Annotated in this window: 15 protein-coding genes, 22 tRNA genes and 2 rRNA genes (1 of these 39 running past the window's edge); 31 read left to right on the forward strand and 8 right to left on the reverse strand. The window is 39.5% G+C overall.

The window, feature by feature from the left end; genetic code table 11:
* From M1D66_RS02940 to M1D66_RS03060, 25 genes are all read left to right on the forward strand, one after another.
* A 23S ribosomal RNA gene (locus M1D66_RS02940) occupies nucleotides 1-1,822 on the forward strand (it extends 1,100 nt beyond the left edge of the window).
* Between the two features lie 101 nt (nucleotides 1,823-1,923).
* Nucleotides 1,924-2,039: ribosomal RNA gene (gene rrf / locus M1D66_RS02945) — 5S ribosomal RNA — on the forward strand.
* A gap of 4 nt (nucleotides 2,040-2,043) precedes the next feature.
* Nucleotides 2,044-2,119 (forward strand) — tRNA-Val (locus M1D66_RS02950).
* Between the two features lie 4 nt (nucleotides 2,120-2,123).
* Nucleotides 2,124-2,199, forward strand: a tRNA-Thr gene (locus M1D66_RS02955).
* 9 nt (nucleotides 2,200-2,208) lie between these two features.
* Nucleotides 2,209-2,284 (forward strand) — tRNA-His (locus M1D66_RS02960).
* Nucleotides 2,285-2,306: 22 nt separating this feature from the next.
* Nucleotides 2,307-2,387 (forward strand) — tRNA-Leu (locus M1D66_RS02965).
* A gap of 29 nt (nucleotides 2,388-2,416) precedes the next feature.
* A tRNA-Gly gene (locus M1D66_RS02970) sits at nucleotides 2,417-2,491 on the forward strand.
* 16 nt (nucleotides 2,492-2,507) lie between these two features.
* Nucleotides 2,508-2,596, forward strand: a tRNA-Leu gene (locus tag M1D66_RS02975).
* 3 nt (nucleotides 2,597-2,599) lie between these two features.
* Nucleotides 2,600-2,673: transfer RNA gene (locus M1D66_RS02980), tRNA-Arg, on the forward strand.
* A gap of 10 nt (nucleotides 2,674-2,683) precedes the next feature.
* A tRNA-Pro gene (locus tag M1D66_RS02985) sits at nucleotides 2,684-2,757 on the forward strand.
* A 16-nt stretch (nucleotides 2,758-2,773) separates the two neighbouring features.
* Nucleotides 2,774-2,846, forward strand: a tRNA-Ala gene (locus M1D66_RS02990).
* Between the two features lie 20 nt (nucleotides 2,847-2,866).
* A tRNA-Met gene (locus M1D66_RS02995) sits at nucleotides 2,867-2,943 on the forward strand.
* A gap of 4 nt (nucleotides 2,944-2,947) precedes the next feature.
* Nucleotides 2,948-3,024, forward strand: a tRNA-Ile gene (locus M1D66_RS03000).
* Between the two features lie 17 nt (nucleotides 3,025-3,041).
* Nucleotides 3,042-3,134 (forward strand) — tRNA-Ser (locus M1D66_RS03005).
* A gap of 27 nt (nucleotides 3,135-3,161) precedes the next feature.
* Nucleotides 3,162-3,238, forward strand: a tRNA-Met gene (locus M1D66_RS03010).
* A gap of 3 nt (nucleotides 3,239-3,241) precedes the next feature.
* Nucleotides 3,242-3,317: transfer RNA gene (locus M1D66_RS03015), tRNA-Asp, on the forward strand.
* Nucleotides 3,318-3,329: 12 nt separating this feature from the next.
* Nucleotides 3,330-3,405: transfer RNA gene (locus M1D66_RS03020), tRNA-Phe, on the forward strand.
* 14 nt (nucleotides 3,406-3,419) lie between these two features.
* Nucleotides 3,420-3,495 (forward strand) — tRNA-Thr (locus M1D66_RS03025).
* A gap of 10 nt (nucleotides 3,496-3,505) precedes the next feature.
* Nucleotides 3,506-3,581, forward strand: a tRNA-Lys gene (locus M1D66_RS03030).
* A 13-nt stretch (nucleotides 3,582-3,594) separates the two neighbouring features.
* Nucleotides 3,595-3,665 (forward strand) — tRNA-Gly (locus M1D66_RS03035).
* A 10-nt stretch (nucleotides 3,666-3,675) separates the two neighbouring features.
* Nucleotides 3,676-3,752 (forward strand) — tRNA-Ile (locus M1D66_RS03040).
* Nucleotides 3,753-3,759: 7 nt separating this feature from the next.
* Nucleotides 3,760-3,834, forward strand: a tRNA-Asn gene (locus M1D66_RS03045).
* A gap of 7 nt (nucleotides 3,835-3,841) precedes the next feature.
* Nucleotides 3,842-3,932 (forward strand) — tRNA-Ser (locus tag M1D66_RS03050).
* Between the two features lie 5 nt (nucleotides 3,933-3,937).
* Nucleotides 3,938-4,009 (forward strand) — tRNA-Glu (locus tag M1D66_RS03055).
* Nucleotides 4,010-4,755: 746 nt separating this feature from the next.
* The gene (locus M1D66_RS03060) at nucleotides 4,756-5,700 is read left to right on the forward strand and encodes an L-lactate dehydrogenase (protein WP_000715339.1); all 945 of its coding nucleotides are present in this window, start codon (nucleotides 4,756-4,758) and stop codon (nucleotides 5,698-5,700) included.
* Nucleotides 5,701-6,021: 321 nt separating this feature from the next.
* Here M1D66_RS03060 and M1D66_RS03065 read toward each other — a convergent pair whose 3' ends face one another.
* Both M1D66_RS03065 and M1D66_RS03070 read right to left on the reverse strand, forming a co-directional pair.
* A complete protein-coding gene (locus M1D66_RS03065) occupies nucleotides 6,022-10,245 on the reverse strand; it encodes a S8 family serine peptidase (protein WP_242554983.1) in 4,224 nt (1,407 codons plus the stop codon).
* A 32-nt stretch (nucleotides 10,246-10,277) separates the two neighbouring features.
* Nucleotides 10,278-10,883: a CalY family protein gene (locus M1D66_RS03070; protein ID WP_000053930.1), complete on the reverse strand. Its 606-nt coding sequence runs from the start codon at nucleotides 10,881-10,883 to the stop codon at nucleotides 10,278-10,280.
* A 469-nt stretch (nucleotides 10,884-11,352) separates the two neighbouring features.
* On the opposite strand from M1D66_RS03070, the gene glgB reads away from it, so the two are divergent.
* From glgB to glgP, 5 genes are all read left to right on the forward strand, one after another.
* A complete protein-coding gene (gene glgB / locus M1D66_RS03075) occupies nucleotides 11,353-13,290 on the forward strand; it encodes a 1,4-alpha-glucan branching protein GlgB (RefSeq protein WP_086386024.1) in 1,938 nt (645 codons plus the stop codon).
* A complete protein-coding gene (glgC, locus tag M1D66_RS03080) occupies nucleotides 13,238-14,368 on the forward strand; it encodes a glucose-1-phosphate adenylyltransferase (protein WP_000057604.1) in 1,131 nt (376 codons plus the stop codon). Before glgB ends, glgC begins: the two co-directional genes overlap by 53 nt.
* A gap of 18 nt (nucleotides 14,369-14,386) precedes the next feature.
* Nucleotides 14,387-15,421: a glucose-1-phosphate adenylyltransferase subunit GlgD gene (glgD, locus tag M1D66_RS03085; RefSeq protein ID WP_000504167.1), complete on the forward strand. Its 1,035-nt coding sequence runs from the start codon at nucleotides 14,387-14,389 to the stop codon at nucleotides 15,419-15,421.
* Nucleotides 15,422-15,534: 113 nt separating this feature from the next.
* Nucleotides 15,535-16,965: a glycogen synthase GlgA gene (gene glgA, locus M1D66_RS03090; RefSeq protein WP_023901191.1), complete on the forward strand. Its 1,431-nt coding sequence runs from the start codon at nucleotides 15,535-15,537 to the stop codon at nucleotides 16,963-16,965.
* An 18-nt stretch (nucleotides 16,966-16,983) separates the two neighbouring features.
* Entirely contained in the window at nucleotides 16,984-19,392 is a 2,409-nt protein-coding gene (gene glgP, locus M1D66_RS03095; protein WP_000494108.1) for a glycogen phosphorylase, read from the forward strand.
* Between the two features lie 103 nt (nucleotides 19,393-19,495).
* Here glgP and M1D66_RS03100 read toward each other — a convergent pair whose 3' ends face one another.
* The 4 genes from M1D66_RS03100 to M1D66_RS03115 all read right to left on the reverse strand — a co-directional run bounded on the left by M1D66_RS03100 (nucleotide 19,496) and on the right by M1D66_RS03115 (nucleotide 21,921).
* Nucleotides 19,496-19,630, reverse strand: a complete 135-nt coding sequence (locus tag M1D66_RS03100) for a hypothetical protein (protein WP_000911075.1) — start codon at nucleotides 19,628-19,630, stop codon at nucleotides 19,496-19,498.
* Between the two features lie 76 nt (nucleotides 19,631-19,706).
* Complete coding sequence (locus M1D66_RS03105; protein WP_001260111.1) at nucleotides 19,707-20,429, reverse strand: lipase family protein; 723 nt, start codon at nucleotides 20,427-20,429, stop codon at nucleotides 19,707-19,709.
* Between the two features lie 337 nt (nucleotides 20,430-20,766).
* Nucleotides 20,767-20,916: a hypothetical protein gene (locus tag M1D66_RS03110; protein ID WP_000521639.1), complete on the reverse strand. Its 150-nt coding sequence runs from the start codon at nucleotides 20,914-20,916 to the stop codon at nucleotides 20,767-20,769.
* Between the two features lie 222 nt (nucleotides 20,917-21,138).
* On the reverse strand, nucleotides 21,139-21,921 hold the full coding sequence (locus tag M1D66_RS03115; RefSeq protein ID WP_001201257.1) for a TIGR00266 family protein: 783 nt from the start codon (nucleotides 21,919-21,921) through the stop codon (nucleotides 21,139-21,141).
* Nucleotides 21,922-22,312: 391 nt separating this feature from the next.
* Between M1D66_RS03115 and cspD the strand changes: the two genes are divergently transcribed.
* On the forward strand, nucleotides 22,313-22,513 hold the full coding sequence (gene cspD / locus M1D66_RS03120) for a cold-shock protein CspD (protein ID WP_001193054.1): 201 nt from the start codon (nucleotides 22,313-22,315) through the stop codon (nucleotides 22,511-22,513).
* A 44-nt stretch (nucleotides 22,514-22,557) separates the two neighbouring features.
* Here the strand turns inward: cspD and M1D66_RS03125 are convergent, their stop codons facing one another.
* Together M1D66_RS03125 and M1D66_RS03130 are read right to left on the reverse strand one after the other, a co-directional pair.
* Nucleotides 22,558-23,289 carry a yteA family sporulation protein gene (locus M1D66_RS03125; protein WP_000957394.1) on the reverse strand — a complete coding sequence of 244 codons (732 nt, stop codon included), beginning with the start codon at nucleotides 23,287-23,289 and terminating at the stop codon, nucleotides 22,558-22,560.
* A 109-nt stretch (nucleotides 23,290-23,398) separates the two neighbouring features.
* Complete coding sequence (locus tag M1D66_RS03130; RefSeq protein WP_000425762.1) at nucleotides 23,399-24,352, reverse strand: 1,4-dihydroxy-2-naphthoate polyprenyltransferase; 954 nt, start codon at nucleotides 24,350-24,352, stop codon at nucleotides 23,399-23,401.
* Between the last annotated feature and the right edge of the window lie 97 nt (nucleotides 24,353-24,449).

Genomic DNA, 24,449 nt, shown 5'->3' on the forward strand with positions numbered 1-24,449 from the left:
GGATGTTGGCTTAGAAGCAGCCACCATTTAAAGAGTGCGTAATAGCTCACTAGTCGAGTGACTCTGCGCCGAAAATGTACCGGGGCTAAATACACCACCGAAGCTGCGGATTGATACCAATGGTATCAGTGGTAGGGGAGCGTTCTAAGGACAGTGAAGTCAGACCGGAAGGACTGGTGGAGTGCTTAGAAGTGAGAATGCCGGTATGAGTAGCGAAAGACGGGTGAGAATCCCGTCCACCGAATGCCTAAGGTTTCCTGAGGAAGGCTCGTCCGCTCAGGGTTAGTCAGGACCTAAGCCGAGGCCGACAGGCGTAGGCGATGGACAACAGGTTGATATTCCTGTACCACCTCTTTATCGTTTGAGCAATGGAGGGACGCAGAAGGATAGAAGAAGCGTGCGATTGGTTGTGCACGTCCAAGCAGTTAGGCTGATAAGTAGGCAAATCCGCTTATCGCGTATGCTGAGCTGTGATGGGGAAGCTCCTTATGGAGCGAAGTCTTTGATTCCCCGCTGCCAAGAAAAGCTTCTAGCGAGATAAAAGGTGCCTGTACCGCAAACCGACACAGGTAGGCGAGGAGAGAATCCTAAGGTGTGCGAGAGAACTCTGGTTAAGGAACTCGGCAAAATGACCCCGTAACTTCGGGAGAAGGGGTGCTTTCTTAACGGAAAGCCGCAGTGAATAGGCCCAAGCGACTGTTTAGCAAAAACACAGCTCTCTGCGAAGCCGTAAGGCGAAGTATAGGGGGTGACACCTGCCCGGTGCTGGAAGGTTAAGGAGAGGGGTTAGCGTAAGCGAAGCTCTGAACTGAAGCCCCAGTAAACGGCGGCCGTAACTATAACGGTCCTAAGGTAGCGAAATTCCTTGTCGGGTAAGTTCCGACCCGCACGAAAGGTGTAACGATTTGGGCACTGTCTCAACCAGAGACTCGGTGAAATTATAGTACCTGTGAAGATGCAGGTTACCCGCGACAGGACGGAAAGACCCCGTGGAGCTTTACTGTAGCCTGATATTGAATTTTGGTACAGTTTGTACAGGATAGGCGGGAGCCATTGAAACCGGAGCGCTAGCTTCGGTGGAGGCGCTGGTGGGATACCGCCCTGACTGTATTGAAATTCTAACCTACGGGTCTTATCGACCCGGGAGACAGTGTCAGGTGGGCAGTTTGACTGGGGCGGTCGCCTCCTAAAGTGTAACGGAGGCGCCCAAAGGTTCCCTCAGAATGGTTGGAAATCATTCGTAGAGTGCAAAGGCATAAGGGAGCTTGACTGCGAGACCTACAAGTCGAGCAGGGACGAAAGTCGGGCTTAGTGATCCGGTGGTTCCGCATGGAAGGGCCATCGCTCAACGGATAAAAGCTACCCCGGGGATAACAGGCTTATCTCCCCCAAGAGTCCACATCGACGGGGAGGTTTGGCACCTCGATGTCGGCTCATCGCATCCTGGGGCTGTAGTCGGTCCCAAGGGTTGGGCTGTTCGCCCATTAAAGCGGTACGCGAGCTGGGTTCAGAACGTCGTGAGACAGTTCGGTCCCTATCCGTCGTGGGCGTAGGAAATTTGAGAGGAGCTGTCCTTAGTACGAGAGGACCGGGATGGACGCACCGCTGGTGTACCAGTTGTTCTGCCAAGGGCATAGCTGGGTAGCTATGTGCGGAAGGGATAAGTGCTGAAAGCATCTAAGCATGAAGCCCCCCTCAAGATGAGATTTCCCATAGCGTAAGCTAGTAAGATCCCTGAAAGATGATCAGGTTGATAGGTTCGAGGTGGAAGCATGGTGACATGTGGAGCTGACGAATACTAATAGATCGAGGACTTAACCATATAATATGAAGCAATGTTATCTAGTTTTGAAAGAATATAAAAAACTTGTTGACTTTCAAAAGTAAATGAGTTATAATAATTCTTGTCTTAAATGAATACAGTCTGGTAATGATGGCAGAGAGGTCACACCCGTTCCCATACCGAACACGGAAGTTAAGCTCTCTAGCGCCGATGGTAGTTGGGACCTTGTCCCTGTGAGAGTAGGACGTTGCCAGGCAAATGGAGGATTAGCTCAGCTGGGAGAGCACCTGCCTTACAAGCAGGGGGTCGGCGGTTCGATCCCGTCATCCTCCACCATTTAGCCGACTTAGCTCAATTGGTAGAGCAACTGACTTGTAATCAGTAGGTTGGGGGTTCAAGTCCTCTAGTCGGCACCAGAAATCATGGCGGTTGTGGCGAAGTGGTTAACGCACCGGATTGTGGCTCCGGCATTCGTGGGTTCGATTCCCATCAGTCGCCCCATTTTTCTTAAATAAATTAATATGCGGGTGTGGCGGAATTGGCAGACGCACCAGACTTAGGATCTGGCGCCTTTGGCGTGGGGGTTCGACTCCCTTCACCCGCACTTTTAATTAAATAACTCATACATGTCTTGCGGAAGTAGTTCAGTGGTAGAATACAACCTTGCCAAGGTTGGGGTCGCGGGTTCGAATCCCGTCTTCCGCTCCAATTTTCAATATGACATGCCGGGGTGGCGGAACAGGCAGACGCACAGGACTTAAAATCCTGCGGTGGGTGACCACCGTGCGGGTTCGACCCCCGCCCTCGGCACCATATGCGCCCGTAGCTCAATTGGATAGAGCGTTTGACTACGGATCAAGAGGTTAGGGGTTCGACTCCTCTCGGGCGCGCTTTTATTAACGGGAAGTGGCTCAGCTTGGTAGAGCACCTGGTTTGGGACCAGGGGGTCGCAGGTTCAAATCCTGTCTTCCCGATATCCCTAAAAAATATGGGGCCTTAGCTCAGCTGGGAGAGCGCCTGCCTTGCACGCAGGAGGTCAGCGGTTCGATCCCGCTAGGCTCCACTTATATTAATATCATTTATGGCGGTGTAGCTCAGCTGGCTAGAGCGTACGGTTCATACCCGTGAGGTCGGGGGTTCGATCCCCTCCGCCGCTACCATAAAGGACCTTTAGCTCAGCTGGTTAGAGCAGACGGCTCATAACCGTCCGGTCGTAGGTTCGAGTCCTACAAGGTCCACCATTAGACGTATATATCTCGGAGGTATACCCAAGTTCGGCTGAAGGGATCGGTCTTGAAAACCGACAGGCGGCGAGAGTCGCGCGGGGGTTCGAATCCCTCTACCTCCTCCATTTTTTCTAAAGTAAATATTTTATCATCGCGGGGTGGAGCAGCACGGTAGCTCGTCGGGCTCATAACCCGAAGGTCGCAGGTTCAAATCCTGTCCCCGCAACCAAATGGTCCCGTGGTGTAGTGGTTAACATGCCTGCCTGTCACGCAGGAGATCGCCGGTTCGACCCCGGTCGGGACCGCCATTTTTACATAAAGGCTCGGTAGCTCAGTCGGTAGAGCAGAGGACTGAAAATCCTCGTGTCGGCGGTTCGATTCCGTCCCGAGCCACCATTTTGAAGTCGCAAGCCGACTTAGCTCAATTGGTAGAGCAACTGACTTGTAATCAGTAGGTTGGGGGTTCAAGTCCTCTAGTCGGCACCACTTTCAAAATGAGCCATTAGCTCAGTTGGTAGAGCATCTGACTTTTAATCAGAGGGTCGAAGGTTCGAGTCCTTCATGGCTCACCATTTACAATTTAATGCGGGTGTAGTTTAGTGGTAAAACAAGAGCCTTCCAAGCTCTGGTCGAGAGTTCGATTCTCTTCACCCGCTTTTCAATTATGGGCCTATAGCTCAGCTGGTTAGAGCGCACGCCTGATAAGCGTGAGGTCGATGGTTCGAGTCCATTTAGGCCCACCATAATTGTTCCGCAGTAGCTCAGTGGTAGAGCTATCGGCTGTTAACCGATCGGTCGTAGGTTCGAGTCCTACCTGCGGAGCCATATTTATAGAGAAGTACCCAAGTGGCTCAAGGGGCTCCCCTGCTAAGGGAGTAGATCGCGAACGCGGTGCGAGGGTTCGAATCCCTTCTTCTCTGCCAGAACTGGCCCGTTGGTCAAGTGGTTAAGACACCGCCCTTTCACGGCGGTAACACGGGTTCGAATCCCGTACGGGTCATACTAAAAGAGATAGCATAATCTGCTATCTCTTTTTTGTTGTATAAAAATGGACTTTGGATAGTCTGCTTTTTTATGCAATAGAAGAAATATGAAGTATTCGCTGTTGCAGTTGGGTACATAGAGAGCCGTAAATACAATCATGTTAATTATTTGGACCTGTATGAATATGAAGGAATTAACTTCAACTTGAACTTTTACCCCAGCTGTATGGCTGTAGCCTCCTACACTTGGAGAAACCGATGAAAATGCATCTGGGAGCTACTGTGGAAAATAAATAATATATAGAAGAAGCTGCTTTCTCTCAATAGCTGTGATCTACTGAAGACAGCTTTTTTATGTTGTCAGTATTGTCGAGTTTTGTCGGTAAGTCGATATATTGCAAAAATCGCTGATATAATTTGAGTTACGGTCGATAAATTTCAATAATCGCTGATATATTTGGAGTTACAGTCGATATATTCTAAAAATCGCTGGTATAATTTCACTTACCGACAAAAAACACAAGAAAATCCCTTTCACAATCTAAAGAAAACGCCTCCATTGAAATGGATTCCACACCTATTCCAATAACTTTACACTCTATGTGAAAAAGTTCACAAATAGGTCATAATTTGTGAAGTAATTCACAATAATACGTGCTACAATATGAATGTAAAGAAGTTAAACAACATTAAATTAGTATTTTAATTAATTACTTAAACAATCATAAAAAATATATGTGAACAATAGAGAGGGGAAATTACCATGAAAAAAGGTATCAATCGTGTAGTATTAGTAGGAACAGGAGCTGTAGGTTGTAGTTACGCTTACTCAATGATCAACCAAGGTGTAGCTGAAGAATTCGTATTAGTAGATGTTAATGAAGCAAAAGCAGAAGGGGAAGCAATGGACTTAAGCCATGCGGTACCATTCTCTCCATCACCAACAAAAGTTTGGAGCGGTAGCTATGCAGATTGTAAAGATGCAGATTTAGTTGTTATCACTGCTGGGTTACCACAAAAGCCAGGTGAAACTCGTTTAGACTTAGTTGAGAAAAATACAAAGATCTTTAAACAAATCGTTCGTGGCATTATGGATAGCGGATTCGATGGAATCTTCTTAATCGCAACTAACCCAGTTGATATTTTAACTTACGTAACTTGGAAAGAATCTGGTTTACCGAAAGAGCGCGTAATCGGTTCTGGTACTACTTTAGACTCTGCTCGTTTCCGTTACATGTTAGGTGACTACTTAGATGTAGATCCACGCAACGTTCATGCTTACATCGTTGGTGAACACGGTGATACTGAACTTCCAGTATGGAGCCACGCTACTATCGGTGTACAAAAACTAGAAACAATCTTAGCTAACAACGAACAGTACAAACAAGAAGACTTAGATAAAATCTTCGAAAATGTACGTGATGCAGCTTACCATATCATCGAGCGTAAAGGTGCAACTTACTACGGAATCGGTATGTCACTACTTCGTGTAACTAAAGCAATCTTAAACAACGAGAACAGCGTATTAACTGTATCTGCATACCTTGAAGGCCAATACGGTGAGAAAGATGCTTACGTAGGTGTTCCAGCTGTAATTAACCGCGAAGGTGTACGTGAAATCGTAGAGCTTGAGTTAAATGAAGAAGAAAAAGCGAAGTTCGCTCATTCTGTAAAAGTATTAAAAGAAACAATGGCACCAGTACTATAATAATTGCTAAATCATTTAGGGGCGGGACACTGCTTCCTACCTCTAAATTCATATAATTTAATATAAATTCCTTTTCCGGTTTCCCTTGTATATCCCCAATATACCCCTTTTGCTGGATCAGGGTCGTTTATAGAAAAAAGCACTCTACTTTAAGTAGAGTGCTCTTTATTATCCCGCATTAACGGGCAGTAAGATCCCCACCTCAAAATGCAGCGAAAGCAAAGAAGTTAGTTTGGTGATCAACTGCCCGTAAAAGCCCGATTGGTTCAACTAATAATCAGTGGGGGATTAACACCCCACACTGATTAAAGTTTCACTTTATCATTTTTTAGGCGTTAATCCTAATTTCTTTAAAATATCTGCCAGTGTACCGCTTTTGGATTTTTCTACAGGTGTTTGTGATTTAGATGCATCCGGACCTTTTTTCAAGAAGTTCTTTTCGACGAAGCGAATATCTTTTTCATCGACAATCCCATCTTTATTAAGGTCTCCGTCTTTTACAGTTAGTCCTTTTTTGCCATAGTTGCTAGCGATAATTTCAGCATCTCTAATATCGATTACTTTATCAGCATTTACATCGCCGGCAAGGTTTTCGTCAGGTCTTGCATAATAATATTGGCCAAGCAGCTTACCGTCTTTTTCAGTACCAAGTTTCGTTGTTAGGCGGCTTGTTAAATGTCCTGGCACCTCTACATATAAGTTATAGTCGCGTTTATTAACTGGAAGTCCATTTAGTTTGAAGTATCCGTATTTATCTAGTGAGCCTTCAAACTTATGACGATAAGAATCAGTCGCATATACTTTTACGCCAAGCTTTGTATAATCGAACTTTTCATCTAAATATCCACGTTCATTTAAGAATGCACCAGGCTTAATATTTCCTTCTACTAATGAGTTTAAGGACATTACTGAGAATGATTGATCTTGAAGGACACGCATTCTATTTGGCTCTGTTTCTCCTGGTTTCCAGTATACAAACACTGGTAACTCTAATTGAGCATTTGCTTCATAAAACTCATCGTTTTCTACTTTGAACGTTACATCAATGAACGGGAAATCACCATCTAATCCAGCGAAGTTTTTGTCATCGATAGCACCGCCAACTGTAACAGAGCCTGCTTCTAGCTTCGGTTCATTTACTTTTGCTGTTACCCCTTTTTCAGAAAGGAGTTTTTTAAAAGCAGGATTCAATTTCGCATTTGCAAATTTGAAGTTCTTTTCTAGGAATTTTACGTTAAATTCCCCAGCAACAAATTGTTTCACATGTTTGGCGTTTAGCGTCACAGTGAATTCATCACCTTTATATACTTCTTTTTTATCATAGCTAGTTTTCGCATATTGAGCTCCTTGCGGGATAAACCAATAGTTATTTACACCGCTTGGATAGTCAACTCCTGCAGTTGCATAATCGAAAATATATACCCCTGTGTTCATTGGACCTTCCACTTTAAAGGATTCAGGAGTAATGCCAACTTTAAAGTCACCGTTTGCATTAATAGGTAAAAACTTATGCAAGTATGGAGAATAGTCATAATACATCACTCCGTTTGCTTCTTGCGTAATGTTTAATCCTTTTCCTTTTAAGTAGTCAACATTCGAATCATACACATTTCCTTTAATCCATAATGCCTTTTTACCGTCTTCTACTGTATAGTTTTCTTCATTTAATTCATAAATACCAGGTTTTAATCCAGTTAATTTTACTTCTGGCGGTGTATTATCAATTACGACATAATCACCTTTCACACGTGCTTTACCATCTTTATCATAGCCAACAAATTCAATTGTGTAATCGCCTTCTGGTAAGTCGATTTTCTCATCACCAATTGGTTTTGCAGGATCATTTGTGAAAGGATATACTCTGCCGTTAAAGAATGAATCTAAGTAGTAATACACATCCGTTTTTAGTCCGCTTGTGTTTAATGTTCCAATGAAGCCAAGCGCTTTATTTGTTTTTGAATCCTTCACGATAAGATCTAACGTCTCAAGGTCGCTATTTAATTGGAATGCTCCGTGTAAATACGATTCACGATATGGATTGAATTTAGATGTATCAGTTGAAATGGATTTTCTTGATAAAAAAGCATTTTCAATACCAGGCTCTGATACACGAATAGAGAATGGTATTTGATACGTTTCTTCTTTATTTTTCGTATTTGTAATATGAATATATCCTTCATATCGGCCTTGCTTCACGCCAGCTGGAATATTAATTTTTGCTTCAACTTCATCTGATTTTCCAGCATCAACAGTAATTGTTTCTGCAATAGAAACTTTTACACCATTTGCGGTAGCGTCGTTAATGGAAGGAGAAGCTGGTGTATAAGAAATTTCTGTTTTAAATTCTTTCTTCTCTTGTTTATTATGATTAGCTACTTTTACATTGCGTTTTTGTTCAAGAGCTTCACCGTCTTTTTGATAGAACTTCCCGAATGCAATGGATCCGGTTTCTTCTGGTACTTCAATTACTTCATCATTTACAACTGTTTTTGTTGTATCTAGCACTTTAAAACTTGTTTCCGTATGAACGGAGTTGTATGCATCTACTCGTCCAGCTCCAACTTCATATACGGAATACTTTTCTTTTAAATCATCAGCTGTGTTCATAAGAGACGCCTTTACATCGAATGGAGAGTATTCTGGGTGTTCTTGTAAAATAAGAGCAGCAACGCCCGCGATATGAGGAGAAGCCATAGATGTTCCTTGCATACGCTCATAGGAAACGTCATAGTTTTCGCCCTCTTGTGGGTCATTAATATATTCAGGTACTGTTGAAAGTACAGCAACACCAGGCGCTGTAATATCTGGTTTAATATCATCATTTGATGTAACAGGACCGCGTGAGCTAAAGTCTGCAAGATGATCGCCTTCTGTTTGAATATAACTAAGTTCGTCAAAAGTAAAGGATGTATTACTTTGTTCGATTTGAGCTTTTAGTTTTTCACCGTCTTCTTTCGTTAGGCGGAATGCTGGAATGTATTTTGTACTTTCACCAACGTAGAAAGGAATTTCTCCGTCCACATTGTTATAAATAATAACGGCCTTTGCACCAGCTTGTTTTGCGTTAGCAATTTTTTCATCAAATGACAGTGTACCACGTGCAACGAGAGCGATTTTTCCTTTTACATCTTTTTTACTAAACTCGTCAGACGTACCAATTCCTACAGATTCAATAGATAGAGATTGTCCTTTGAAATCCTCTATTTTATCAGTGAAATTTTTGCCGAATAGAATTAGGTTAGGAAATTGTAATTGTCCCGCATGACCTGATAGTTTCGGTAAGGAAATAGAGCTATCACTTGCTCCAACCGTAATTGCAAATGGAGAAGCACCTGGTGAACCGAGTGTCGCTGGATTTGGACCAGAGTTGCCAGCAGCAACGACTGTAACAACGCCTGAAAGCATTGCATTATTAACAGCGATAGATGTTGGATCGAGTGGATTGTTGCTATCATCACCTAATGATAAGTTAATAACGTTCATACCGTCAGAAATAGATTTATCAATTGCAGCGATAATGCCTGAACTATCTCCACTTCCGTATGGGCCGAGTACACGATAGTTATACAGTTCAATGTCAGGGGCAACGCCTTTTACTGCGGAATCTGATGTATTTTTCTTTTGAGCAGAAACGATACCTGCTACGTGAGTACCATGGGCGGTGTAGAAGGAAGAGCCGCGATCATCAAATTCAGGAGCACCAGATTGTTGCCACTCTGTATAAGTTGTTTCCATCGGATCTGCATCGTTATTAATAAAGTCCCAACCTTTTACGGAGTTTGGATCTACCTTGCTAGAATCTTCGCCAGGTTTTGCGCGATAGCCCTTATATACATCTTTTAAGTCAGGGTGATTGTAATCAATACCCGTATCTAATACACCAACTTTAATTCCTTTTCCGGTAATGCCTTCACTATGTAACTTATCGACCCCAATTTGCGGAATACTATCTGTTAGTTTTTGAGGCGCTTTTTGCTCTGCTTGTTTCGGTAAATTTAATTTCACTTCGTAATCTTTCCAAATACGTTTTACAACGCCAATCCGTAACAATTCTTCCACTGTATTTGCTGGTAATGTCAGCGCAACCCCATTTATCGCATGTTTATAAGAACGTTTAATTTGTACTGACTGGAAATTCCCTGACTTTACTGATGGGCTGAATTGATAAAGACGTTTTAGTCCTTTTTGAAATTCCTCATGTTCTTGATCAATACGTGCTTTTATATTTTCAGGAGCAGCTTGTAATCCTTTTTCTTTTTGTTTTAATTCATTAATTTTTACTGGCGCAGTTTGAAATTCTACAATGATATTTACTGGTTCGGGACTACTCGTATTAATATCTGGCGAAATCGTAAAGCCAGGATTGGCATCTAACGTTTGTAATGCCTGACGCTGTTCTTTAGAAAGTTTTGATAGTAAAGACTGGGCGTTTGAAGAGTCAATTTGGTTAATAGGATTTTCAGCAAGTACATTGAATGGAAGGGCAGTTGAAAATAGAACGCCAGCCGTTACAATTCCGGTAACAAAACGATTTTTCTTTTTCATGTATAAGCCTCCAGTAATTTATATTTTAAAAATTATTTCTCCACGCCTGGTGTTTGCTCTGCATGGAATGTCCAGTTTAGCTGCAGGGAATCACCTTGAAATTTATTTTGATCTTGGTTGTTATCTTCAAATGAGAAGAGGACGTGTAAATAATCTGTTTCACCAGATTTAATACCGTCTATTAAGTTATGACGTTCTAGAGAAGTAGCGACATCTTCAGGTTTCATAGTTTTTAATTGTGATAGTTTTGTTTCCCACAAAATCTCATGATCATCGTTTGGATTAGATGGCTGTCCATCATTTACTAGAAACTTGACGATAATGTGATCACCTAAATCTTCACCGTCATTATTTTGCTTTGCATCTGTAACTTCATATGATGTTTCAAGTGCTACTTTTGCGATATCCAATGTACCTTTATTTTCAAGCTTGAAGTTCCTTTCAATAAAATCACCTGGTTTTAAATCTTTCACATTAACGATTACACTTGGATTAATAGAAAGATCTAGTGTTCCAGCTTGAAATGAGTTACTTGATGTTTCTGAATCACTGAAATAGGCGAATACACCGCCGAATGTAAGGGATAAGCCAAGTGAAGCGGTGATAACTCCCATTCCTACTTTTTGTTTTAATGACATAAGAAAGCCTCCTAGTTAAATTTGTATAGCAACCGTTCGCAACAAGGATAAACGAGTAAACATAGTAGTCCGCTATGAATTGTAGTTACGAAAGATCGTCGTTCTTTATTGAGAACAAGTATATGCTTATAAATTTCGCATTTCAATAACATTGTGACAAAAAATATTGAGAAACATTTTTTTATGACAGATTATTTTGTTTTGAATTTAAGTGGAAAATAGCATGAAAAATAGGATAAACATAATAAAATAAAGGTTGAGAAAAAATAATTGGTAAAAATATAGAAGAATAATAAAGCGTTTTCAATGAATATTCGTCAAAATTCGATATTTTACACGGAAATGTGAAGGAAAACTAACATTTTTAAGAAAAAAACGAATGTTTTTTATAAATTAACAAGGATATTGCAGTTTTTCGCAGAAATAGTTAAAGTATAAAAAATTCTGTCATCTAAGTGAGGTGAGCATATTGAGTGTAATAAATTGTGAAGAAGTGAAACGAGATGAGTTTCATACAGAAAAGTACTATGAAAGTTATAATATCTTTGGCGCACATGTTGTGACGGAAGATGAGATTCAAGGAGTACGATTTACAGTGTGGGCTCCTCATGCGAAAGCAATGAGTGTTGTTGGAGATTTTAATGAGTGGGATTATGAGCAACATAAAATGCTACAAGTGACAGAAGAAGGCATTTGGTCCTTGTTTATACCGCATATTGAAGAAGGAGAAATATATAAATATGCGATTGAAACGTTGGCTGGTGACGTCATTTTAAAGGCAGATCCGTATGCTGTATATGCAGAAGTAAGACCGAATACGGCATCTGTAGTTTTTGATATAAAGGGATATGAATGGAATGATAAAAACTGGATTCGTAAGAAAAAGAAAAAATCGATTTATAAAGAAGCGATGACAGTTTATGAATTGCATTTTGGTTCTTGGAAAAAGAAAGAAGATGGAACACTGTATTCTTACAGGGAAATGGTAGAAGAACTCATTCCATATGTGGTGGAACATCAATTTACACATATTGAAATTATGCCGCTTGTTGAGCATCCATATGATCGTTCTTGGGGATATCAAGGAACGGGATATTATGCAGCGACGAGTAGATTTGGTACGCCGCATGATTTAATGCATTTTGTCGACGAATGTCATAAATATGGAATCGGTGTCATTTTAGATTGGGTGCCGGGGCATTTTTGTAAAGATGCTCACGGTTTATATTTGTTTGATGGTACACCGACCTATGAATATAAAGATAAAGATGTACAAGAAAATCCAGTATGGGGAACTGTCAATTTTGATTTAGGAAAGAGAGAGGTACGTAATTTCTTAATTTCAAATGCGTTATTTTGGATGAGATATTTCCATATTGATGGTTTCAGAGTTGATGCAGTTGCGAACATGTTGTACTGGAATAAAGAAGGACAAGAGCAAAGTAATGAGCATGCTGTTTCATTTTTAAGAGAGTTAAATGAAGCAGTGTTTGCAGAGGATGAAGATTTTCTTATGACGGCAGAAGATTCAACAGCTTGGCCACTTGTAACAACTCCAACGTATGAAGGTGGGCTTGGATTCAATTACAAATGGAATATGGGCTGGATGAATGACATGCTGAAATATATGGAGTGTGCGCCTGAATATAGGAAACACATTCATGAGAAAATGACGTTTTCTTTGCTATATGCGTACTCTGAAAACTTCATATTACCGCTTTCTCATGATGAAGTCGTTCATGGGAAAAAGTCGTTATTAAATAAAATGCCAGGTGATTACTGGGATAAGTTTGCTCAGCTTCGTTTATTATATGGATATTTCTTTACTCACCCAGGAAAGAAATTACTTTTCATGGGAGGAGAATTCGGGCAGTTTGATGAGTGGAAAGACCTTGAAGATTTAGATTGGAATTTACATGATTTTGAAATGCATCGTTATATGCATGATTACTTTAAAGAGCTCATAGCATTGTATAAGCGCTCAAAACCACTTTGGCAGCTTGATCATTCGCCTGAAGGTTTTCAGTGGATTGATGCTAATAATAACGAGCAAAGTATTTTCTCGTTTATCCGTCAAGGGGATAAACAAGAGGATGCGTTAGTTATCGTATGTAATTTTACGAAAGCTACATATGAAAACTATAAAGTAGGTGTACCAGATTTCGAGTATTATAACGAGATTTTAAACAGTGATGCACAGCAATATGGCGGTTCGGGGCAAGTGAATAAGAAACGTCTTAAGACGATTCTAGAACCGTACCATAATCAAGCAGCACATGTAGAGATTACAATTCCACCATTTGGCGTATCCATATTACGACCAGTGAAGACGAGAAAGGGGAGCAAAAAACAAGATGGCTCAAAAACAAAAGTGCGTAGCAATGTTACTAGCAGGGGGAAAAGGTAGTCGTTTAAGTGCATTAACAAAAAATTTAGCCAAGCCAGCTGTTCCATTTGGTGGTAAATATCGCATTATTGATTTTACGCTAAGTAACTGTGCGAATTCTGGTATTGAAACGGTTGGGATTTTAACACAATATCAACCACTCGAACTTCATAATTATATCGGAATCGGAAATGCGTGGGATTTAGACCGAGTAAACGGTGGAGTCACAGTATTACCTCCTTATGCGGAGTCTTCAGGGGTTAAGTGGTATACAGGTACGGCAAGTGCCATTTATCAAAACTTAAACTATTTAAGTCAGTATGAACCGGAGTATGTTCTCATTTTATCAGGCGACCATATTTATAAAATGGATTACAGTAAGATGCTAGATTACCATATTGAGAAAGAATCGGATGTATCCATTTCTGTTATTGAAGTACCTTGGGATGAAGCGAGTCGCTTTGGCATTATGAATACGAATGAAGAGATGGAGATTGTTGAGTTTGAAGAGAAACCACAATTTCCAAGAAGTAATCTTGCATCAATGGGAATCTATATTTTTAATTGGTCAATTTTGAAAGAGTATTTAGAGATGGATGCAAGAAACCCTGAATCTAGTAACGATTTCGGAAAAGACGTACTTCCGCTTTTATTGGATGAAGGGAAGAAGTTAATGGCGTATCCGTTTGAAGGATATTGGAAAGATGTTGGAACGGTGAAGAGCTTATGGGAAGCGAATATGGATTTGCTTCGCGATGAAACATCACTGAATTTAAACGATCGTAATTGGCGTATTTACTCTGTCAATCCAAACGAACCGCCTCAATATATTGCTGAAAAGGCGAAAGTAGAAGAATCGCTTATTAACGAAGGATGCGTCATTGAAGGGGACGTGAAGCATTCTGTGTTATTCCAAGGAGTGACGGTGGAAGAAGGAAGTATGGTGATTGATTCTGTCGTTATGCCAGGGGCTAAGATTGGTAAAAATGTTGTGATTGAAAGAGCGATTGTTGGATCAGAAATGGTTATCGAAGATGGAACAATCATTCGTCCAGAAAAGAATGTTGACGATGTAGTATTAATTGCTGAAGGGAAATAGAAAAGGGGGATGAAATGAATGGGAGAAAAAATGTTAGGAATTATTAATGCAACGGGAAGTTTTCCTTCCTTAAAGAAAGTAACAGGGCATCGTTCACTAGCGGCGTTACCGTTTGGGGGCCGTTATCGACTCATTGATTTCATGCTTTCAAATATGGTGAATTCTAGTATTCATAGTGTGGCAGTTTTTACAAGCCATAAAAATCGTTCGTTAATGGACCATGTTGGTTCAGGAAAACAGTGGGATTTAGATAGAAAACGAGACGGACTATTTTTATTCCCGCCAAACTGCCAATGTGACCAAGATGAATTTGGGTCTTTTGCACACTTTAGAAGACATATTGATTATTTTCTAAGAAGCAGAGAAGAGTACGTTGTTATTACGAATAGCCATCTCGTAACAGCATTAAATTTTCAAGCGGTGTTAGAGCGACATATACATACGGCAGCTGATATTACAGAAGTTTGCCATGAAGGGGTTTCGCTTCAAACATACGTGTTAAAGAAACAATTATTGTTAGACTTATTTGAGTCATATAAAGGTGTGGAACAATACAGTTTATTTGATGTAGTGAGAGAAAAGCGCGGGAAATCATTACACATTGCTACATATGAACATACTGGATATGTAGCAATTATTGACTCGATTGAAAGTTACTATAAACATAGCTTAGAAATTTTGCAACCTGCTATTTGGAAGCAATTATTTAAGAAAGAAGCACCGATCTTTACGAAAGTAAAAGATGAGCCACCAACTCGTTATTTAAAGGGTGCAGTCGTGAAAAATACAATGATTGCAAATGGCAGTATTATTGAAGGGGAAGTCGAAAACAGTGTTGTTTCCCGTTCAGTTAAAATTGGAAAAGGTTCAATTATTCGTAACAGTATTATTATGCAAAAGAGCCAAATTGGAGATAACTGTATAATAGACGGTGTTATTATTGATAAAGACGTGAAAATTGGCGACGGTGTCGTATTAAAAGGAAACGCCGATGAGCCGTATGTTGTAGAAAAAGGAAGCGTACAAAACAGTACGATTAATAGTTATTCCTAAAGAATCAGTGGGGGCTTTTTCCTCCACTGATTAAAGTTTTAATTTAAATGAAAACTCGAAGGGAGGAAGCTGCAAGAGGAGTAATAAAAACTTTTCGCGCAGTGGGACAACAAGTGAATATTTTATTTGCAGTATCAGAATGTGTACCGTTTGTGAAATCGGGAGGATTAGCTGATGTAGCGGGTGCGCTCCCAAAAGAGCTAAAAAAATTAGGAGTGGACGTTCGTATTATACTTCCGAATTATAGTCTCATTCCGCAAAAGTTAAGAGATGGATGTACGTTACATAAAGTAATTAACGTCCCTCTTGGGTGGAGAAATCAATATTGTGGAATTTTAAAAGGTGAGCAAGACGGAATTACGTATTACTTAATAGATAATGAATATTATTTTAAGAGAGATTCTCTGTATGGTCATTACGATGACGGAGAGCGTTTTTCTTATTTCTCAAAAGCAGTGTTAGAGTGTATTCCGCACCTTGATTTTGAAGTGGATGTTCTTCATAGCCATGATTGGCATACGGCTATGGTTAATTTCTTACTTCGTGAAAAGTATCAAGATAACCCGTTATATGAGCGTATTAAAACGGTATATACGATTCATAACTTGCAGTTCCAAGGTGTATTTCCTCCTGAAGTGATGTACGACTTGTTAGAGCTTGGTGATGAATATTTTCATAGTGAGCAGCTAGAGTTTTATGGAAACGTAAACTTTATGAAAGGCGGTATTATCGCTTCGGATCAAATTACAGCGGTGAGCCCGACGTATAAAGAAGAAATTCAATATGAATTTTTCGGTGAGAAGTTAGATGGATTACTGCGAAAATATAATGATAAGCTTAGCGGCATTGTAAATGGTATTGATACGAGCGTATATAATCCAGAAACGGATTCGTATATTAAGGCTCAGTATGATGCAGAGTCATTATATGAAAAGAGTGAAAATAAACGCGCCTTGCAGCGTTATTTTGGTTTGCCAGAAAAAGAGGATACACCAATTATTTCAATGGTAACGAGATTAACGAAACAAAAAGGTCTTGATTTAGTACGTACTGTATTCCGCGAAATAATGGAAGAAGATGTACAATGTATTATTTTAGGTTCAGGTGATTCGGAATATGAGCAATTCTTTGAGTGGATGGCATATGAGTATCCGGAGAAGGTAAAAGTTTATATCGGATTTAATGAAGAATTAGCTCACCAAGTGTATGCGGGAAGCGATTTGTTTTTAATGCCATCGCTGTTTGAACCGTGTGGACTTGGACAACTTATCGCATTAGCATACGGTACAATTCCAATTGTAAGAGAAACAGGTGGGTTAAACGACACGGTACATTCTTATGATGAAGAAACAGGCGAAGGAAATGGTTTCAGTTTCACGAATTTTAATGCACATGACATGCTGCATACGATTCATCGTGCAATTGAATTCTATCATGATAAACCAGTGTGGGAGCAGCTTGTAAAACAAGCGATGACTGAAGATTATAGCTGGGAGCAATCGGCTCTTGCTTATAAGGAATTGTATAAAAGTCTCATGGAATAACATGTAGGTGGTGAAAAAATGTTTACTCATGTTGAAAGTTTTAAATCAACTTTTCTAGAAAAGTTAGAGACGATGTATGGTAAAAGTTTTAAAGATTCTACAACTCGTGATCAATATAATACGCTCGGCCATATGGTACGTGAGTATATGAATAGTCAATGGATTGCAACGAACGAGAGTTATCGATCCGGAGAGCAAAAGCAAATGTATTACTTGTCTATTGAGTTTTTGCTTGGACGTTTGCTTGGAAGTAACATCTTGAATTTAGGTATTCGAGATGTATGCGAGCAGGGGTTATCTGAACTAGGGATTTCGTTACAAGAGTTAGAAGAAGTGGAAGCAGATGCAGGCCTTGGTAATGGTGGGCTTGGACGCTTAGCAGCCTGTTTTCTCGATTCACTCGCATCTTTAAACTTACCAGGACACGGCTGTGGAATTCGTTATAAACATGGTTTGTTTGATCAGAAAATTGTTGATGGTTATCAAGTTGAATTTCCAGAACAGTGGCTTCTTCATGAAAACGTATGGGAAGTAAGAAGGTATGATCAAGCTGTAGAAGTAAGTTATTTCGGCAGTGTTGAACCGCTGGAAATTGACGGGCGTTTAGAGTTTAGGCATACAAATGCAGAAGTCATTATGGCCGTGCCATATGATGTGCCGGTAGTTGGCTATGAGACGAGTACTGTAAATACACTTAGACTTTGGAATGCTGAACCAGTTCCTTTCCCGCAAAACTGCAAAGATATTTTGAAATATAAGCGTGAAACAGAGGCTGTATCGGAGTTTTTATATCCAGATGATACGCATGATGAGGGAAAAATACTTCGTTTAAAACAACAGTATTTCCTCGTATCAGCAAGTTTGCAAAATATCGTTCGAATGCATAGAGAAAGATATGGTGACCTTCGTCAACTACATGAAAAAATTGCGATCCATATTAACGATACACATCCGGTTTTAGCAATTCCGGAACTGATGCGTATTTTACTAGACGAAGAAAAGTTAGCATGGGAAGAAGCTTGGCACATAACGACGCAGACGATTTCTTATACGAATCATACGACGTTATCAGAAGCGCTCGAAAAGTGGCCAATTCACATTTTTAAACCGTTATTACCGAGAATTTATATGATTATTGAAGAGATTAATGAACGTTTCTGTCATGAACTGTGGGAACAGTATCCGTATGAGTGGGATCGTATTGAAGCAATGGCGATTATTGCACATGACCTTGTGAAAATGGCTCATTTAGCGATTGTCGGTAGCCATAGCGTAAACGGTGTAGCAAAAATTCATACGGAAATATTAAAGCAGCGGGAAATGCGATTGTTTTATGAATTTTATCCAGATAAGTTTAATAATAAGACGAATGGAATTGCTCATAGGCGCTGGCTTATGAAAGCAAATCCACAGTTAACAAATCTCATTTCAGAGGCGATTGGAACGGAGTGGAAGAAAGAACCGATTAAGCTTCAAGAGCTACAATTAGTTCAATATGATGCGAGTTTCCAAGAGAAATTTGCAGAGGTAAAACAAGAGCGTAAAGAGATTTTAGCAGAGCGTATTCATAATACAATGGGGATTACCATTGATCCAAATTCTATTTTTGATGTGCAAGTGAAAAGATTACATGCTTATAAACGACAATTATTAAATGTTCTTCATATTTTATATTTATATAACCGTTTGAAAGAGGATGCTAGTTTTACATTTTATCCGCGTACTTTTATTTTTGGAGCAAAAGCATCACCTGGCTATTATTACGCGAAAAAAATTATTAAATTAATAAATGAACTCGCAAGAAAAGTAAATAATGACCCGTATGTCAGTCAATATATGAAAGTTATCTTTCTAGAAAACTATCGAGTTTCTTTAGCGGAAGATATATTCCCAGCGGCGGATGTAAGTGAACAAATTTCAACGGCGAGTAAAGAAGCATCGGGAACAGGTAATATGAAATTTATGATGAATGGTGCGATTACACTCGGAACGCTAGACGGTGCTAACGTTGAAATAAAAGACCGGGTCGGTGATGATAACTGTTTTATTTTCGGTTTAACGGCCGAAGAAGTTCTTCATTACTATCAAAATGGTGGCTATCGTGCAAGTGATTATTATCACCACAATAGACACATTAAAAAAGTAGTTGATCAATTAACAAATGGTTTCTTTGCACAATCGGGAGCTGAATTTGAAGCGATTTACGATTCTCTCGTTATTCAAAACGATGAATATTTCGTTCTGCGAGATTTTGGTCCATATGCTGAAAGACAAGAGGCTGTCGGTAGAGCTTATGAGAACCGAACGAAGTGGCTAGAAATGTCGATTTTAAATATTGCACAGTCTGGTCATTTTGCGAGCGATCGGACAATTTTGCAGTACAGTAATGAAATTTGGGGTATTGGTAATGCAGTTAAACAGTTTTAAAGAGGTTGCTATATTGGGATATATATTATCGATTTACCAACCGAAATGGATATTAATAAATAAAACGGGCTTAATAAAATTAAGCTCGTTTTATTTATTTTGCTTAAGAAAGAAATGGAACAGTGGTATATATGATACCTGCCCCATCATACTCTCCTGTCGCAAAGTATGAAAATGTAAAGAAACCTGTAACCGTAAAAATTACAATAAGAAAAAGTGCGAAGATAAATTTTAACATGTAAGGTCCCCTCATCCAAAAATAACTTCATACATTATTATAGTATACGAATATTTTATTTCCAATTGTTTACTGGTTAAAAATGAGAAGTCAGACATGTTTTGTATGTTGTAATGGAATGATTATTTGTAATGGATTTTGTGTTTTTTGTAAATGTCATGTTGTGATGGACGTGTGCATACTCCCAATCATGATCATTAAAATTTATGTTTCGGGGAGGGAGAAGTGGGACGACATCGAACAAGTTGACGAAACGAAAGCTACTAGCTACTTGTAGTTTATAATAATTTCGAAAAGCGATATCTCCTACTTTTGGAGAAGCGAATGTATAAAGTCCATACTGTGCGAAGGCAGTATTTATACGTGCATCTAATATGTGTAATGTGGCAAGTGCGCCACCTAGACTATGCCCAGTAGCTAGCAGTTTTTTATGTGCTGGCAATGATACGAGCATATCCATAATAGAATCACGACAAGACTCATAAATAGAGAGAAAACCGTTATGGACATTTCCGCCATTTAAAGCATAAGGATAAGGTTTTTGATTGACGAGAGAATCAATAATCCAATCGGGGTCTGTTTGAGTGCCTCTGAAGGCAACGATAATTGTATCCTCAGATTCTAATATAAATCCGAACCATTCTGTTGTTTGAATGGCCTTTCCTTGAAACCCTTGTACATATTGAAAACCATCTGGTATCTCGAAAATGCCATTTTGTTTATATTGTTCATACGTTAACTCACAACAAGAAGCTAACAGTATGGCAGTGTCTTTATCAAAGGATAAAGGAGTACGCATTAAGGAAGCCCTCCTTAAGAAAAAGTATAGTTTAATATATGCAGTGAGGAACTTGATTCATTCTTTTGGAGGTGGGGAATAGCTTGTATCGCTTATCTAAATCAGTGGAGGAAATTATAAGGTCAAAATAAAACAGTGCCCGATAAGGGCACTGTTTACTCTTTTTCATCTCAAGGAATCGACTTTTTTAGTTATTCTTAATGAACTGACGCATGCGTTAGTTGCATAAGTAAGAGGTTTGAAAAAATAGCCTGTATATATTTGAACAATGAATAACTTACCTATTTTCTTGTGTTTGTTTACACTATATACAGAAAAATTTGAAAAACAAAACGTATTATTTATCTGTTTGTTTTTGCTTCTTTTTCAAATATTCCGTACGCAATTTTTCAAGTTGCTGCTTTTTATCAAATTTGGCAGGTTTCTGTTTTTCATGGAACTTTGCCACAGCTACCTGACTTTTGGAATCCAATTGATATTTTCCCACTTTGTTCACCTACTTTTCTTGTCTCTAAAGAGAATCTATTCAACAAATATAATATACCTTATTTTCCTGAAGTAAACCTTATTACTTTATTTTAACTGCTTTTTCTCGTTTGTAGACGTAAATTAAAACACCCTTTCACTGCATTACTGCAAGCAAGGGTGTTTTAATTTTATTATTTTATTATTTTATTAGTTGATGGCCATGCCTACATAAGGGCACAGTTTACTCTTTCCCATCTAATAAACGACCAAGTCCACCTAATACACTACCTTCGCCAGTACTTTGCGCTGCTGGGCTTGTAAGGCGTGCTGCTAAGCGGCTAAGTGTTAAGGACTGAATCCAAACTGTTCCAGGACCTTCTAATGTTGCGAAGAATAAACCCTCGCCGCCAAATAGAGCTGTTTTTACTTTACCAACGAACTCGACATCATAGTTAATGTCTTTTGTCATAGCAACGAGACAACCTGTATCAATGCGAAGTTTCTCACCAGGTTTTAATTCACGTTTATATACAGTTCCACCTGCGTGCATGAAAGCAAGGCCGTCACCTTCAAGTTTCTGCATGATGAAGCCTTCACCACCGAAGAAACCAGTTCCTATTTTTTTCGTAAATTCAATTCCGATGGAAACACCTTTTGCGGCACAAAGAAAGGCATCTTTTTGACAAACTACTTTTCCTTGATACTCTGTTAAATCTACAGGAATAATTTTACCAGGATAAGGAGCAGCAAATGAGACGTGGCGCTTGCCGTGACCTGTATTTGTAAATACAGTCATAAACATACTTTCGCCTGTAACGAGACGTTTACCAGCGCCCATTAATTTTCCGAATAAACCTCCAGATGGGCCAGAACCATCACCGAAGATTGTTTCCATTTCTATGTAATCTTCCATCATCATCATTGCGCCAGCTTCTGCGATCACGCTCTCTTCTGGATCTAACTCAATTTCAACAAACTGCATATCATCGCCATATAACTTATACTCGATTTCGTGTGCTCTCATTTTTTTCACCTCGTATGTAATAGATACTTATATTGTACAGAATTTAATAGGATTAGAATACTTTAGTTTTGTTAATTTTCAAATAAAGTGGAACCAGCCAAAACTGATTATCAGCTCCCGCCAATCAAGCTGTCCACAAATGGCGGGATAATATATGAATATGGAAATTCAACATTATATTAAAATTATAAAAAAATGGTGGAATGAAAGTGTTCTCATTTGACGTTTTGGATATAGCGTGATATAGTGAAATCACTATTGAGCTACATAATGTGGTACGGAAATAAAGCACGTTGAATTAAAGGCTGTAAGCTTGTTATACATTCATGTCCTTTATATCCACCTTTTCATGTGGATTCATAGTTTCATTTTTATTTAGGAGGTACATGACATGCAAACAGGTAAAGTTAAATGGTTCAACAGCGAAAAAGGTTTCGGTTTCATCGAAGTTGAAGGTGGAGACGATGTATTCGTTCACTTCTCAGCTATCCAAGGTGACGGATTCAAAACTTTAGAAGAAGGTCAAGAAGTTTCTTTCGAAATCGTTGAAGGTAACCGTGGACCACAAGCTGCTAACGTTACAAAAAACTAATTAGCTAGCGATAAAAAGCATTCCGATTTTCGGAATGCTTTTTTTTATTCTTTGGAACTAGATTCATTTGAAGATAATTCACCTTTGAAGGTACGTTCTTCAAAATCATCAAGCATTTGTTCATATTCTTCATGCTCTTCTGTAGCGAAAACTTGTGGGTTTTTCCCGTACATATCCGTACCGATAAAGTTTTCAAAATCCTCCACGTAGCCTACGTTTTCTTCACTATTTACATACATGCCATTATAGTTTTTTGAATCTTGTCTTTCTAAATCAGACGGCGTTTCAGATGTTCCGTAATTTGCGACATCTTGCCACGCATCTTCCGCATCGTACTCAACAGAATGGTCCTCATCATGCTTGTGGAAAGAAGGGGATAACACTTCCTCTTCAACTGGACGCGTATTCATGTTTAATTTATTTGTCGCGTGCTGAACGCATGTTGTAGCGGTTGGCATTGCTTCCAATCTTTCGAATGGAATTTCTTCGCCAGACACTTCGCAAATGCCGTACGTACCCGCTTCTATTTTTTGCAAGGCATGTTTCGTGTCCTCAAGCTGTTTATGCCAAAGTTCAATAAGCCCGAAGTCTTTTTCACGTTCATATAGCTCTGTAGCCATATCAGCTGGATGGTTATCATAGCTAGACAGTTCTCCTACTGAGTCACGTTCAGAAGCACGATCTGTATTTTCATGAGTTTGTATCGTTTGCTCTAGTTCTTGTTTTTGTTTTTCTAAAATGGATTTAAATTGACCTACTTGTTGTGGAGTTAACATAGTCGTCCACCTTCCTACAATTCAGTTTCTTTACATAGTATGAGCGTTGAGAGTAGGAATTATGAGATGAATTTCAGATATGAAAAAGGAGCCGCATAAGCAGCTCCTTTTATAGAAAGTATCCAAGTAATAATCCGATTCCCATTAGGAAACCGAAGATTGTATTTGTTTTTGCTGTTGCAATCATCGCAGGTACCATTTCCATTGGAATGCTTTTGCCAATAAAACCTTTCGTCGCTTTAAATGCTTTCGGCGCACTTAAAAATACGATAAGCATCCATGGTGATACGATGCCCACGATAATTAAAGCAATTGTCCAAATGTAGGAAACGATGAACATCGAAGCAAGTACACCAACCGCTCGCTCACGTCCAACGAGAATTGCTAACGTTTTACGACCGTTTTCTTTATCGCCATCCAAGTCACGAATATTATTGGCTAGTAAAATGGCACCAATTAAAATGGAGCTTGGAATAGATAGTAAAATGACTTCTGATGTTACAGTTCCAGTTTGAATAAAGAATGAAATCCCAATAATAATGACACCCATAAATAATCCGGCTGTCAACTCTCCAAATGGTGTATATGCAATTGGAAGTGGGCCACCTGTATAAAGGTAAGCAACGGCCATACAAACAAGACCGATTGCAGCAAGCCACCAGCTAGAATTTATACAAATATAAACACCTAATAGTATTGCGATGCCGAAAAATCCAAATGCTAAGTTAAGCACTGTTTTTGGCTGAATGCCATCCCGAACGATAGCGCCGCCGATACCAACTGAACCTTCGTGATCGAGTCCTCTTTTATAATCAAAGTATTCATTAAACATGTTTGTTGCTGCTTGAATGAGAAGACAAGCAAGAAGCATCATAAGGAAAAGAGGAAGATGTATTTGATTTATACCTCCGACCTGCATCGAATATGCTGTTCCGATGAAAACAGGCACGAAAGCTGCTGTTAATGTATGGGGACGTAGTAAACTCCACCAGATGCGCCAGCCTGTTTGCTTACTTGGCTTTGGCGCCGTAGGAGAGGAATTCGTTTCGACGTTCATTTCCATGTTGAATCCTCCTTTGGTCACATATTGTACACAACTAAGTGTAGAAAAAGCATCATTTAGTGTCAACGTTTATTTTCTAGGAAGAGAAGGTGAATTT

It is taken from the genome of Bacillus sp. PK6-16, assembly GCF_056530295.1.